The sequence below is a fragment of the Allobosea massiliensis genome (genome assembly GCF_042655245.1).
Taxonomy (GTDB): Bacteria; Pseudomonadota; Alphaproteobacteria; order Rhizobiales; family Beijerinckiaceae; genus Allobosea; species Allobosea massiliensis.
On the sequence record NZ_JBHSLU010000082.1, the window covers coordinates 1 to 13867 of the forward strand.

At 59.7% G+C, this 13867-nt stretch carries 10 protein-coding genes and 1 pseudogene; 5 read left to right on the plus strand and 6 right to left on the minus strand.

Features of this window, described 5'->3' with window-relative positions; translation table 11 throughout:
- The 5 genes and pseudogenes from ACFPN9_RS22300 to ACFPN9_RS22320 form a co-directional block, all read left to right on the plus strand.
- A pseudogene (locus ACFPN9_RS22300) lies at positions 1 to 371 on the plus strand (hypothetical protein); the annotation flags it as partial.
- Between the two features lie 28 nt (positions 372 to 399).
- Positions 400 to 1305 carry a glycosyltransferase family 2 protein gene (locus ACFPN9_RS22305; protein WP_377817610.1) on the plus strand — a complete coding sequence of 302 codons (906 nt, stop codon included), beginning with the start codon at positions 400 to 402 and terminating at the stop codon, positions 1303 to 1305.
- Between the two features lie 23 nt (positions 1306 to 1328).
- Positions 1329 to 2660: a glycosyltransferase family 4 protein gene (locus ACFPN9_RS22310; protein ID WP_377817611.1), complete on the plus strand. Its 1332-nt coding sequence runs from the start codon at positions 1329 to 1331 to the stop codon at positions 2658 to 2660.
- A gap of 363 nt (positions 2661 to 3023) precedes the next feature.
- Entirely contained in the window at positions 3024 to 3947 is a 924-nt protein-coding gene (locus tag ACFPN9_RS22315; RefSeq protein ID WP_377817612.1) for a glycosyltransferase, read from the plus strand.
- Entirely contained in the window at positions 3944 to 4849 is a 906-nt protein-coding gene (locus tag ACFPN9_RS22320) for a glycosyltransferase family 2 protein (protein WP_377817613.1), read from the plus strand. Before ACFPN9_RS22315 ends, ACFPN9_RS22320 begins: the two co-directional genes overlap by 4 nt.
- 23 nt (positions 4850 to 4872) lie before the next feature.
- On the opposite strand, the gene ACFPN9_RS22325 is transcribed toward ACFPN9_RS22320, so the two are convergent.
- The 6 genes from ACFPN9_RS22325 to ACFPN9_RS22350 form a co-directional block, all read right to left on the minus strand.
- Positions 4873 to 5856: a GDP-mannose 4,6-dehydratase gene (locus ACFPN9_RS22325; RefSeq protein WP_377817614.1), complete on the minus strand. Its 984-nt coding sequence runs from the start codon at positions 5854 to 5856 to the stop codon at positions 4873 to 4875.
- Positions 5857 to 6159: 303 nt separating this feature from the next.
- A complete protein-coding gene (locus ACFPN9_RS22330) occupies positions 6160 to 7455 on the minus strand; it encodes an ABC transporter ATP-binding protein (protein ID WP_377817615.1) in 1296 nt (431 codons plus the stop codon).
- Entirely contained in the window at positions 7455 to 8756 is a 1302-nt protein-coding gene (locus ACFPN9_RS22335; protein WP_377817616.1) for an ABC transporter ATP-binding protein, read from the minus strand. Before ACFPN9_RS22335 ends, ACFPN9_RS22330 begins: the two co-directional genes overlap by 1 nt.
- The gene (locus tag ACFPN9_RS22340; protein ID WP_377817617.1) at positions 8753 to 9586 is read right to left on the minus strand and encodes an ABC transporter permease; all 834 of its coding nucleotides are present in this window, start codon (positions 9584 to 9586) and stop codon (positions 8753 to 8755) included. Before ACFPN9_RS22340 ends, ACFPN9_RS22335 begins: the two co-directional genes overlap by 4 nt.
- Before the next feature lies 1 nt (position 9587).
- Positions 9588 to 10580 carry an FkbM family methyltransferase gene (locus ACFPN9_RS22345; RefSeq protein WP_377817618.1) on the minus strand — a complete coding sequence of 331 codons (993 nt, stop codon included), beginning with the start codon at positions 10578 to 10580 and terminating at the stop codon, positions 9588 to 9590.
- Between the two features lie 87 nt (positions 10581 to 10667).
- A complete protein-coding gene (locus ACFPN9_RS22350) occupies positions 10668 to 13682 on the minus strand; it encodes a glycosyltransferase family 4 protein (protein ID WP_377817619.1) in 3015 nt (1004 codons plus the stop codon).
- Between the last annotated feature and the right edge of the window lie 185 nt (positions 13683 to 13867).

The following is a 13867-nucleotide window of genomic DNA, read 5'->3' on the forward strand; positions in this document are numbered from 1 at the left end:
CGGCGCTGGTGCGCCGCCTGCAGAGCGAGAACTGCGAGATCGTCACGGCCGGCCGCAGCGATGTCGACCTGCTGCGACAGGAACAGACCGAAAACTGGCTGGAGACGAATTCACTTACATTGACCAGGAATTCGACATCGCGGAAGCGAATTTTGAAAACACAATTGCGGCGGCTCTCCGATGTGCGTGAAAACGGAAATCATCCTGGCTGCGTCGGAAGATGTATTTTTCGATTTTGTGCGCGCTCCGATGGGTATTTTAATTATAAGAAACGTCCATCTATAGTAGAATTGTCTGTATATAAAAATGTAATCACTGTAAATAATTATAGAAATGATATAAATTCAATCGGCAATATCATGCTGCGGTGATTGAAATTCGCGGTTGAGGATTATTTGTATGAAAATTAGCATCATAACTGTGTGCTACAATTGTTCCGATGTGTTGCGCGGGTGTCTCGAGAGTGTGGCGAGGCAGACCTATCACGATGTCGAGCATATCATTGTAGATGGCGCTTCCACCGATGCAACAGTGGATGTGGCTCGGCAATTCCCGCATGTTGCGAGAATTCTCTCTGAGCCGGACCGTGGGATTTACGATGCGATGAACAAGGGTATCGCGCTCAGTACTGGCGACCTGATCTATTTTTTGAACGCTGATGACATTCTCGCCTCAGACAGCGCATTGGCGGACGCCGTATCTTTGATTGAGAAAGATCCGGCGGGCGACGTTTATTATGGCTGGCTTGAGGTTCGCCCTTTGAAGGGGTCGTCAGTCGTGTACAAACCGCTGGGCCCCAGCCATGCTGCGGAAATCATGGTTACGGGCTGCCTTCCACACCAATCTACCCTTGCGCGCAAAACGGTATTCGAAAAAACCGGTGTATTTGATCTTTCTTATCGTTTTCATGCGGACTACGATTGGTTTATCAAGGTAATAGGCGACGATAATATAGTATTAAAATCTCTTGATTGCGCAATTGGATCGTTTCGAGAGGGCGGTGCCTCTTCTCAATTGGAGAAGGGGCAGCCAGAGGTTTTTCAAATTCAGGCATCTGCGCCGATCTATGCGTCTCGCGAGTGGGACAAGCGACGAATCGAGCTACTGCAGGAGGCTTGGCTTGCCGCCCGAATCGAGAACGGGCATCTGCGTGCAGCGCTGGATCAGTCACGCGGACACCTTCAGAATTCCAGCATCGGCAGGTTTATCAGAAGCCTGACTTGGCGAGACAGGCTTCTAAATCTGCTGCCCGCCCGCAGCCGATACGCTTTGGGGCGCGTATGGCGGTGGTTCGTGCCAAGATGAATGGTGTGGAGACACATGGGCTAATGGCAAGGCCCCTGCGGCTGGTCATCGATTTGCGGTGGATGATACCGGGGACCGCGGGAGGTCTGGAAAACGTGGCATGGTGCTTTCTAGAGCGCTTATTTAGCGCCCGAGAATTCGCTGATATCACGTTGATCGTTCCGGGCGAGCTTGTGCGCCGGTTGCGAATGATCGCGCCAGCACATATCCGTCTGACGTCGCGCGATAGCTTTCAGTGGGACATGTCGTGGCTCCTGCAGCGCATCGGAGTACGTCAAGCACGGGATTGCGATCGCGATATTTTTGACATCGCATATGCCATGAACGGCCGGATACATCCGGACCTGATGAGCACCCCAACCGTCGTTATGATGGCCGACTTGCAGCACTTCGTCCTGCCACAGCTCTTCGACTTAGCGGAGCAGCAGGACCGAGCGCAGGCCAGCATAGAGGCTGCGCGCTGCGCAAGATTGCTTTTAACGATATCGGATTTTAGTCGAAGCGAGATCGCCCGAATTTTGAAAATTCCTTCCGATCAGGTCCTGGTGGCGCATTTGGCCCCTGACGCGGTTTTCGAGAGGGAGAATGATAGATCTGCTGAAGAGGCAATTGTGGCCCGCTATGGGCTCAGTGACACGCCCTACTGCCTGCTGCCCGCTCAGCTCTGGCAACACAAAAACCATTCCGCCGTTATTTCTGCGCTTGAGATCATTTTGGCGCAGGGTGGAGATGCCCCTCTTCTCATCTGTACTGGTGCAGATAGCGGCAGTTTCGCCGAACGACTAAAGGCTGACACGGCCAAATCTCCTGTGGCGGCGCATGTTCGGTTCCTGGGGCGTGTGCCTCGCGAAGATCAGCCGGCGCTGTATGCTGGGGCTCGGGCACTTGTGTTTTGCTCTCTCTATGAAGGCTTTGGGATGCCGGTCGTTGAGGCGATGGCAATGGGCTGCCCAGTGATCGCTGCCAACAGCTCGGCTCTTCCAGAGGTCGCTGGCGGAGCGGCGATACTCGTGTCGGGCGATGACCCCACCGCGATCGCAGCCGCGATCCGGCAGGTCAGCACAGATGACGCGCTGCGGGCACGTCTTATTGTGGAAGGGTTACGCCGTGTCGCGCAGTTTTCATGGCAGCGGCATTTTGAGGATGTAATAGCCGCGCTCTGGCGGGCCGACGGGCGCGGGACGCCGGATTTGCAGATGCGGTCCACCGTCCCGGGCAAATTTTCTCTGCCGGTGCTGGGCACGTCATTGTCCGCGAGGTTGAGTGAGAGCATCTATCCGAAGCTGAGGCGGGAGCTGCTGATGCATATCCGGCGCTTGCGGAAGTCCTTCTACGGCGCGCGCGATAGGGGCTGATCCGGCCACCGTCGGGGTCCGTAGGGCCGTTTAGGGCATTCTTGCCCCGCAACTATTCCTGCAAACGGAGAACACCTTGTTCGCGACGGCTGTCAAGCGGTGCGGGGATGGTGAATGGATCGTTCGTACGGCGGCGCGCACCGATCCACGCGATCCCTACCTTACCGACATGTACATCTTCATTCACGGCCCATTCAAGGCGTAGACGAAACACCGGCGGAGACGTAGCAACATTTCGCGGGACTTGCCTAAGTGATGATTTGAGCCGATCTCAAGATTGCCGATCAAAGAAACGCTCTACGGGAACGAACAGGCTGAACCGTGAGCGCGCCGCAAGCCCGCACCGTAGGAGTACATCGAATCGTGCCGGCGCAAATTTCAGTTGTTACCGCTACGCTCAACCGTCGCGAGATGCTGCGACGCGCAATCGACAGCGTGTTGGCACAGGGGCTTAATGGCGTCGAGCACATCGTCGTCGACGCCATGTCTACCGATGGCACAGTCGAAATGCTGGCTGCCTACCCGCATCTGATCGTCATCCGAGAGCCGGATGATGGCCTTTACGATGCATGGAATAAGGGCGTCGCCCGCGCGGGTGGCAGGATTATCTGCATCCTGAATTCGGACGACGAGATTCCGTTGGGAGCTTTCGCCGCAGTGCGTGATGTGCTGGCAGAGGCTCCGTCGCTCGATATGATTTCGGGACCGGTAGAGCTCGCGGTCGAAGGATGGGACAATGAGATGCGCATCGTTGATGACCCGCGAATTCTGGCATTGCGAGAGCAGGATATCGGGCCAGGCATTCCAATTATCAATGGCCGCTATATGTGCCGCGAACTGATGGCGCGGGTCGGGCTCTTCAACCAGCACTTCCCGCTTGTGGCCGACCGTGATTTCCTTCTTCGGGCTTTGCTGCTGAAGCCGAGGAACCGGGTGATCGATCACCCGCTCTATCGTTATCGAGAGCACGCTCAGTCGCTAACAATGTCAGGCCGTTCCGCGACAGGCCGCCTCACAGCGGATTGCTTAGCTGCCGCCACAGACGGGCTTGTGACGGCCACGGGCAAGGTCCGTCGAGAAGCTTACGCGCGCTGGCACGCATGGGCCGTTTTCTATGCGATGGTTCATGTCTTGAGAGCGCGAAATTTCGGCGCCGCGATACCAATCGCGACCGGCGCCTTTCGACGCGACCCGATCTGGCCGCTACGCTTGCCGCTCCAGCTCTGGCGGCATGTCCACGAGCGCGCGGCTCGGCGGGGGCGAAAGGTGGACAGTTGCAACGCATGAAGGTGTCGGTTGTGATCCCGGTCTTCCGGCGGCAGCATCAGGTCAATCACGCTCTCCTTTCGCTCGCGGACGAGGCCACCCTGATCGACGAGGTCATCGTGGTGGATGACTGTTCGCCGGAGCCGATCGCGCTCGATATTCCCGATATCCTCGCTGGGCGGGTGAAATGCCTGCGCTTGCCGTCGAACCTCGGTGCCGCCGGGGCGCGCCAGGCAGGGGTCGACGAAAGCAGGAGTGACCTCGTCGCTTTCCTCGATTCCGACGATGCGTGGCTGCCGGGCAAACTCGCAGCACAATTGCCGTTATTGCGCGCAGGCGATCCGATGCTGGCCGTGGTTTGCGGTTGGCAGGACGTTCCTCTCGGATCTGGACGCGAGCCAAGGACGCGCATTCCGCGGCCCTCTTCGGATCCGGCCGACTTCGCTAGCGGCTGCTGGTTCTGTCCGGGGTCGACGGCGATTATGCCGCGCGATCTTTTCCAGAAAGTCGGTCCCTTCGATCGACGGCTGCGCAGGCTGGAGGACCTGGATTGGTTCCTGCGTTTCGCCCTCGCGGGCGGACGGCTGGAGGTCGCGGATGTCTGCGGTGCGCTGGTCGCTTGGGAGCGCAGGAGCAATTTCCCGGCGGTCGACTGCGCCGCACAAGTGATCGATGCCAAATTTGTCGGAACGCGGGTCCTCGATCCGATCGCTGAACGAAGGCTCGGTGCATGGCTTGAGGTCGAGCGGGCCAGAGCCTTCTGGACGACGAAGCGGTGGTGGCAACGTTTTCCCGCAGCCATGATGATGGCATCGTCCCAAATCCGTTGGCCGCGACGCCACCTCGTCCAGATGGACGACTGGTGGACAATTCGCAGCCCCCGGCTTCCTGGCGCGGAGGCGCGTCTCAGGCTGGGGCTATAGGGGAAGCATCTTCCGCTTCGGCGTCACCGTGCGGCGGCGCGGCGGGCAGATTCCGCCGCGAGCAACTTCTCAACGACATCGAACATCCGTGTTTCTGCGGTCCAGCCAAGCAGCCGCTTCGCCTTATCGGGATTGGCGCGGCTGATTATGATATCCGTGGGGCGGCGGAATGCATCGCTGATCCGCACATGCTCGCGCCAGTCCAAGCCGACGGCGGAAAATGCCGCAGCAACGAAGTCCTGCAGCGAATGCGTCTCACCAGTGGCGATGACGAAATCCTCCGGTACATCCCTGTCGACCATCCGCCACATGGCATCGACATATTCCGGCGCCCATCCCCAGTCCCGCGACATATCGAGGGAGCCGAGTTCCAGGATGTCCGTCTTCCGGTCACGGATGTCCAGAACTCCATGGACGATCTTCTGGGTCACATAGCGCTTCGGGCGCATCGGCGACTCGTGATTGAACAGTATGCCTGAGCAGGTGAAAAGGCCGTACGCCTCGCGGTAATTCGCGACAGCCCAGAAGGCCGCGGCTTTGCCGACGGCATAAGGACTGCGCGGGCTGAACGACGTCGTTTCGTCGGCCGGCTTGTCGTTGGTGTTGCCGAAGCACTCGCTGGATGAGGCGTTGTAGATGCGGGAATCCAGGCCGAGGAAGCGCACGGCTTCCATGATGGTGATCGTCGCATGCATGATGCTGTCGATCGTCTCGACCGGCTGCTCGAAGGAGAGGCCGACCGACGATTGAGCGGCGAGGTTGAAGATGTAACGTGGCCTGACCGCCTTGAGAATGGCGGCCACGCTGCGGAAATCATCGGGGGCGACCGAGTGAAGGCGTACCCCCTCAAAAATGCCCATCGCCTTGAGGCTGGCGAAGCTTGCGCTTTCCTTGTCGCGGGAGGAGCCGTGGACGGACAGGCCGCGCGCTAGGAGAAGGTCGGCCAAATAGGCCCCATCCTGGCCTGAAACGCCGATGATCAGCGCAGCGCTTTGGTCGATCTGCATTCTCAGGTCCTGTTCGTGTCCAGGCTGTGGCCCCGGGGCCGGAAAGGTCACCCAGTCAGTATCAGCGATCCGAAGGGATGTCGCGCAATGCGCTGTCCGTCGCTGCGGCCAATGTCCGGCGCCGAAGCCCATCCGGGCCGGGGCACGCGGGAGAGCCCCTGTCTTCTTGGCGGGGCTGACGAGCAGGCGCCCCACAGGGATCAATTGGCTGCTATGTCGTGCCACGATCCGGATCAGCTGTGGCGTTTGCGCAAGGCTCCCATCGCGGAGGGCGTGCTATGGTTGCGGAGACTCCCCAACGCTTCAAGATCGTCTCATGCCGTAGCGCGCAGGCAAGTTCGCGATACAGTAGTACTCCGGGTACACGCCTCGATGAAAGACCTGGACAGTCTCGGTCTGGCAGCTCTCGCCAAGCAGGTCTCCGGCCTCGGTAAGTGGCGCGATGCGCGCGGCATAAGCGCCATGCTCGAACTCCATCGGCAGGTCGATGTGCAAAGCCACTGCCTCGGCGCCCGCCAGCGGGACGCGGGTCGCATGTTCCAGCTCGAAGACCTGCCCCGATACCACCCGGTCCAGCCGATCGACAATGTCGACCTGTAGCCGTGGCAGGCCGGTCTTCGGCGGGCCATAGATCACGGCCTCAATCTGCGCCGGAGCCCGCATCTCGAAGAGCGAGGCAGAATGTCCTTTCGCGTCGAGAAAACGCGCAGCCACGACTGACCAGGTATCGGGAGGAGGTAGCACCATTCCGCTCAGGGCGTTGCCGACGATGGCGGCGGCCGTTCTCGTCGCGGCAGGAGCTTCGTCGCCAGGAGCCGCTGGAGTGGGTCCGTGCTCACGCCGCAGATAAAGATCGGCGACGGCATCGACATTTCCCTCGGCGATCACCTGTCCGCCGTCGAGCGCGATGGCACGATCGCAAATCGTTTTTACGGTTCCGATGCTATGGGACACGAAAAGCATGGTCGCGCCGCCGTCCCGCAATCGGTTGATCGCCGCGATGCATTTCTGCTGGAAGAAGTAGTCGCCGACGCTGAGAGCCTCGTCGATGATCAGGACATCCGGTTCCAGAAACGCGTAGAGCGCGAACGCGACCCGGACCAACATGCCGGAGGAGTAGAATTTCATCGGGACATCGAAGAATTCGCCGATGTCGGCGAAGGCCTCGATGTCCCTCATGCGGTCGCGCGCATAGTCTGGCGGGAAACCGAGCAATGCTGACGAGACATGGACATTGGTCCGACCTGTCAAATCGAGATTCAACCCGGCCCCGAGTTCGAGCAATCCGAGCACGCGCCCGCGCGTCTCGGTGAAGCCGGTTGTCGGCTGCATCACGCCGCAGACGATCTTCAGCAGAGTGCTCTTGCCCGAGCCGTTACGGCCTACCACACCATAAGCCGAACCGGGCTTCACCTCGAAACTGACGTCCCGAAGCGCCCAGGATGCCGTCGATTTGTCTTGTGGGGCGCCGAAGAGCCCGTGAGCGATGCGCGCGCCCGGACCAGGCCAAACTCGGAAGCACTTGCTGACGTTCTCGACCTTCACCGCCGGTTGGGCGTGATGTTCCCCCGCGTCGAGCAGATTGGTGGGCGGGGCCATCACAGTGCCCTGCAGGACATGGGCGTGAACACGATGCCACGCCGGTGGGCGAAAATGGGATTGTCAACGATTGAGATGGTCGCAGCGTTCACGCGCGTATCGTGCCAGACCGGATTGCTTGCATCGTCTGGATCGGCTTCGCCGGCCGCAAAATTGAACACGTAGCGGCCCGGAGGAAGCTGGAGTTCGAGCGACAGATCGACGATCATCTCGTCGCCGACATTCACCTCGCCAAAGCGTAGCTTTTGGTTCGTAGTGCTGGCCGCCCAGATGGCACGACCGTCGCTGTCTGCGATCTGAACGCCGAAGTTTGCGAATCGCACGGTCCGCTGTCCACGTATCAGTGCCTGAATGATTAGCTGGTCGCCCGTCTTGAAGGTCTGAGCCGACTGGCCCTCTGTGTCGGTCATACGCAAACCGAGCAGTCGCAGCGCCGTGCCACCTGTGGATGGCGCCGTAGCGATCACATCGTCCGCCTTTATGAGCGCGGCTTGCGCCATGAATTCCTCGGACGCAATGTTAGGTTCAGCCTTGATAACCGATATCGCTCCGTCCACGGCCGAATCGTCGTAACCGTCGCAAGTATGGTAATGCGAGACCATATCACTTGCGGTCCCGCGCATCACCACCTTGCCTTTTTCGAGGATGATCACCTCCTCGCAAAGCTCCTGCACGGCTGACGTATCGTGACTGACGAACACGATCGTCGTCCCGCGCTCCTTGATTTCGCGAATGCGTTTGGCGCATTTTTGCTGGAAGAAGAAGTCACCGACGCTGAGTGCCTCGTCGACGATCAGCACATCCGGCTCCAGATTGACATAGAGCGAGAAGGCGAGGCGGACGAACATTCCCGACGAATAGGTTTTCACGGGTTTTTCGAAGTAGGCGCCGATGTCGGCAAACGCCTCGATCTCGGCCAACTTCGCTTGGATGGTCGCCGGCGCGACGCCGAGAAGCGTGGCGCTGACGACGACATTCTCGCGGCCCGTCAGTTCCGCATTGAACCCTGCGCCGAGCTCGAGCAGCGCGAGCACGCTGCCGTCGAGAACGAGCTCACCCTCGGTGGGGCGCGTCACGCCGGTCAGCACCTTCAACAAGGTCGACTTGCCAGCCCCGTTGCGCCCGATCACCCCGAGGCAGGCTCCCTTGGGCACGGAGAGATCGATATCGCGCAGCGACCAGATTTCGATGGGCGGCCGCCGGCCGGGATTGAGAAAGGACGGCACGAGCCTGTCGATCGCGCTGCGGTAAACGCGATAGAGCTTGCCGATACCGTCGCCGCGCACGACTGTCTGCGTCACAGCACATCTCTAACGTCGGTCCGGAAGCGGCTGAGCACAAGATTGCCTGCAGCCAGCGCAGCGACAGCCCAGAGCAGCGCTGCGATCCAGAGACTGATGGGGCCGGGGCGGCCGTAGATGAACTGTTCTCGGATGAGCTCGATATACGGAAAAGCCGGGTTGGCGTACTGTGCAGAATGCAGCCATGACGGCATCGCCGTACTGGCATAGGTGATCGGCGTCAGCCAGAGCCAGGCTTGGGTCGAGATCGTGACGATCTGGTGCGCGTCCCGTGCGAAGACGTTGATCGTGCCGAGCAGGGCCCCCATGCCGAACGCGAACAGCATCATCAGCAGTCCGACGACGGGCACGAGGAGCCAGGTCCAGCGTGGCCAGAAGCCGTAGAGGAACGCCGCGGCGATCAGTACCACGAGGTTGATGCAAAGCAGGATGCACGAGCCGACCAGCGTCCGTGCTAGGAAGACCTCCTCGGGGATCGACAGTTTGCGCAGGTAGCCTGCATTGTCGACGAACGCCCCTGTTCCACGTAGAAGCGCGTCAACGAAGCTCAGCCAGGGCAGCAGGCCCGAACATAGGAAAAGGATGAACGGGATCGTTTGCCCGCCGCTGGGTTGGAAGCGGGCGGGCATGATGACCGTGAAGACGAAGCTGAACACGGCGACGAGCATGATGGGGTGGATGACGTTCCACATCAGACCCAGGCTGGTGCCGGCGTATTTATATACGAAGTCCTGCAGAGCGTTGCTCTGGATATAGCTGCGATATTGGAGCAGAAGCCGCCAGGATGGAAGAGATTGGGCTTCCGCTCGGTTGATCGTTGTACCTTGCATTTTATTGCGACTGGAGCCAGTTCGTATCAATGTCTCTGCGTACGCAGACGATATTCTGGTACGCGAAAACTTCCATGAAGGTCGGATCGTAGGTGGCGAACTCTAGTACCGAATCCGGAAGAAGCCGGAAGATACGATAGTTCGGCAGCATTTCGAAGAAATCTTTCATGAACACTCGGGCGATGACGTTCATTTCATTGAACTCGAACTGAATGACATCGACCTTGCCAGCCTCGAGCAGCGCCTTGGCACCGCGCAGCACGGCGAGCTCATGCCCTTCGGTGTCGATCTTGAGCAGGCCGATATGGTTCAAGCCCTGAGCAGCGGCGAAATTGTCGAGCGTCAGACACCGCACCATCGTCGGCGCTGCTTTGCGGTGGTGCACGCCTTCGATGACTTCTCGATAGAGAGACGCGTGCTGTGAGCCCTGCTCGTCCTCATAGTCGAAGATTTCGATCTCGCCATCGCGGTCTCCCAGCGCGAGTTGATGCGCAGTTACATCGAAACGGCCGGCGACGTCCTTCAGAGTGGCGAACGACACCGGATGCGGCTCGAGGGAATGAATCGTCGCATCGGCGCCGATGCCGCGCGCCAGCTCGCAGAACTGCCCGCTGTTAGCCCCCACATCTATAACGAGCGCTCGTGGAAATTCACCGAAAAACCTGTTCAAAAAGCGGCTTTCGCCACTGATATCAGAATTCTCGTAATTCAGTACACCGACCGCTCGCAGGCCCTCGCGATATTTCATGCCGCGATCCCATTGACTGCCGTCGGGAGGAATGATCCTTTTGAAGGCCAGATTCACCGCCTCGTTCTGCCGATTCAGTGACTGCTGTAGGTGGGTGACGCTTCGTTGGATTCGCGACATGGTGGCCGCAATCTGCTTCAACTCACCGCTTTGCTCATCCGCCCTGATGGAAACAGCGGCAACCTTCTGGCCAAGTGCTTCCACCCGCTCCGAGATCGCTGCGGTCTGCTGCACGACGGTCGCCAACTGGTCTTCCCAACCGGTTAGCTTTTTCTTCAATGCCGATAGCAATTTCAATCTCTCACATGCTCGACGGCGTGGAACGAATCGTTATCAGCGGTTTCTCAGGCCAGCTTTGCGCAACGCGGCAACAATCACGTCGCGCAGCTTCCAGAACGGGCTATTCCTCATTGCCGCCATTTCGGACAACGCGTTCTGAAGGGCCTGGCTATGGGCAACATGCATCGCTCCCGCACGGGAGTTCGCGCCATCGGCGCTTGTGTCAACACGCGCGGAGGCGATCGAAAGTCCTTGTTCCTGCATCGCGCGTTGCATCGCGCGGAGCTCCTTCCATGCCGGGCCTGGCCGCGGCACCTCGCGCCTGTCGAGCTTGACGATGGTTTCATCCAGGGCCTTGGCCATTTCCTCGGCCATTCTGTGGAAGCTGAACGAGGCGGCCTGAGCCTTGCCCTTCTGGATCAAGTCGGCTCTGACGCCGCTATCGTAGAGCGATAGGATTGTACGGGCCATGTCCGACGGGTCGTTCTCGTCGACATAGATGCCCGCCTCACCGACGACCTCTGGCAGCGACGAGTTGCGGCAAACGATCGCGGGAGTGCCGCACGCCATGCCTTCGAGGGGCGGCATGCCGAACCCTTCGTATAGAGAGGGATAGAGCACGGCGTGAGCACCGCCGTAGCACGCGACCAAGTCGGCGTCAGAGAGCTTCATACGCCGGAATTCGACGCCCGCTCCTGCCTGGAGCAACGCCGGCTCGATCATTTCATGGCCCCCGACGCAGACCAGGATGGGGCGCTGCGCGGCTGGAATTTGAGCGAGCGCCTTGACCGCGAGAAGTCCGTTCTTGTGGCCGTGATAACCGAGCCGCTCGCCGACCATGACGACATATGGCTTGCCCACCAGGTCATGGGCCATCTTGAACGCCTCGATCGTCTCCTCTGCCGGCGGCGCGAAGACGTCGGCCGCGCCGACGTAGACGACATGCGTAGAGCCTCGCGCGATCTCGGGATAGAGATGCTCTAGGTCCTTCGCCGAGTTCGACGAGATCATGGAATGCGCCGAGGCGTGAAGGATGGAGCGTCGCTTCTCCTCCCAGGTCTCGTCATCCATCGGGTATTTCAGCATCTCGGGGATCATGTCGTAGCCGCTGAAGAACGAAGGCGTCTCCAGCGGCGACGAGTAGTAGGTCGAGACGAAGAGGTCGGCGCCGAGCTGGCGGCAAACTTGTTCCAGGTACTGGCTGTCGCGCGCGGTGTGCGCATAGTCATGACGCGCGATCGACCAATAATGCACACCGGGAAGGCGGGGCGCTGTGCCGGCTCTGTCGAGCACGACCACATTGTCTATGTAGCCGGACTTCACCCACTCGGAGAGCATGTTCTCCCAGACGCGGCCGATCCCCGACGAGAGGTATTGCCAGAAAATTCCGTCCACGACGATGCGGGCGTTCTTTCCGGCTTTGGGATTCACGACGCCGCGGCCATCGAAATGCCAAGCGCCGGTCGCTGCATCTGGTCGCGCCAGGGGCTCCACGCCGTAGAAGGCAGGCGAGTCGACCATCGTGTTGTCGCTGACCCAGGCGAAATAATGCTTCAGCAGGACCGGGCCGGTCTGCTCGTTCAGGTTGCGCCACATCTCCGTGGCGCCCTTGTAGCCGTAATACTGTTCCTTGAAGGACAGCTGCGCCGGCGTCGCGTAGGCGAAATGATGGAACACGACGCCGGCGCGCTCCATCTCGTCATGCGTGAACGGGTTCTGGCCGGCGATATCGAGCTTGCGGGCTTCGGCGCCTTCGCCTTCGGTCCTGACCAGGATCGGCGGCTCGTGCGCGTCCCATATCGCGCCGGGTACGAAGCGCCAAGTCCGCAGCCATTCCTGTTCGGGGTTCTGTGCGTAGTTGTAGCGGGTGCTGATGATCTTGTCCGGCCCGACATAATACCAGCACCAGTAGCGCGCAGCGTGACGGTCTGGGTTGTCGGCAAACATGCGATGCACGGTCTTGATCTGCTCAAGGGTCCAGAGCTCGTCATTATCGACCTGCCAGAGCAGGCACGCCTGGTCGATATTCGGCAGCGGCGCGTTCACCATTTCCTTCTTGCCGTCCCAGAACACGCCGGGTGGTTTACGGTAAATGGTCACGTTCTCCGGAAAACGCCGCGCGAGGTCATCGAGATAGGCCGACGTCCCGTCATTGCTGCGGCCATTGTCGTGAATGCTCGCCGAGATTTTGCCGCCACCGGCAATGCTCCACGCCGTGTCGTGCTTCAGATCGGCGACGCCCTCGACGATATGCCAGTGCCAACCGAACGGCAGTTCGCTGAAGACATGCTCGTGGTAACGGATGAACGGCTCACCGTTGAGCACGATCGTAAAGAAGTGGATCGGTAGGCTCTCGCAGGGGACTTTGCCGAGCGGGCGGCGGCGGAAGGCCGAAAAGCCGTTTCGCAGCATCTGATTGTCGGCGATGATCTCGTATGCGGGATCCGCCAGCAGCTGGCGACGGACATCCCAGCATTTGAAAGTGTGGGTGTCGTCGAGAAGGATCAGGCGCGCGCCGCGGACCTTCTCATACTCGACCGTGCCGGTGAATTCCGATCCGTCGATAAGCACCATGTCAAACTTGTCGACGCCATGATCGAGCTTGATCTGTTCGATGGCGCCGGCCTCCACGCCTGCGTCGCGGACGTACTGGATATCTTGCAGGCGCCAGCTCTGGACGAGTTCCAGGGGGAACTTCTTAAGGCCGGAATCCTCCGCCTCATAGAAGGCGCTGATCGCTTCCGGCGGTGGGAAATCCTCAACCGTTACCGTCGAGCGGTTGTAGCAATGCACGAAAACCTTGTCCGCGTAGGTCTCCTTGAGCACTTTGAAGCGCGGCTTCGATATCTCGATGCAATAGAGGTTCGGATGATGAGGGTTCCTGGACAGGCCCCGCACGAAAGCCTCGGTGCTTCCTCCGCCCGCCGAAGAGCCGATTTCGAGGACGTGAGTCAGATTCTCTGATGCGGCGAGGCTCTCGATGATCTGGTAAAATTCATCGAACTTGATCTCGGGGGCGATGATCTTGGAAATCTCGAGTGCATCAACGCCTTGGTTCATGTCGCTCATCAAACTCACCTCGGCCACCATCGATCATGACCACGCGTGGCACAATTGGGACGCTACCTGCATCGCAGTGCCCTGCTACGTCGCAGGGGCCGGCGCAACGAAGGCACTGAAAGATAATGCGCTGCTTTGCGATGATCGGCCACTCCTGTCAAGAGAATGGCTCCCATGGTTGACTAAAGCGTTGT

What these genes read in the sequence shown, in the direction of transcription:
- ACFPN9_RS22340 (WP_377817617.1), bottom strand. Translation starts at nt 9,586, where the DNA reads ATGCAAGGTACAACGATCAACCGAGCGGAAGCCCAATCTCTTCCATCC.
- ACFPN9_RS22305 (WP_377817610.1), top strand. Translation starts at nt 400, where the DNA reads ATGAAAATTAGCATCATAACTGTGTGCTACAATTGTTCCGATGTGTTG.
- ACFPN9_RS22330 (WP_377817615.1), bottom strand. Translation starts at nt 7,455, where the DNA reads ATGGCCCCGCCCACCAATCTGCTCGACGCGGGGGAACATCACGCCCAA.
- ACFPN9_RS22310 (WP_377817611.1), top strand. Translation starts at nt 1,329, where the DNA reads ATGGCAAGGCCCCTGCGGCTGGTCATCGATTTGCGGTGGATGATACCG.
- ACFPN9_RS22325 (WP_377817614.1), bottom strand. Translation starts at nt 5,856, where the DNA reads ATGCAGATCGACCAAAGCGCTGCGCTGATCATCGGCGTTTCAGGCCAG.
- ACFPN9_RS22350 (WP_377817619.1), bottom strand. Translation starts at nt 13,682, where the DNA reads ATGAGCGACATGAACCAAGGCGTTGATGCACTCGAGATTTCCAAGATC.
- ACFPN9_RS22320 (WP_377817613.1), top strand. Translation starts at nt 3,944, where the DNA reads ATGAAGGTGTCGGTTGTGATCCCGGTCTTCCGGCGGCAGCATCAGGTC.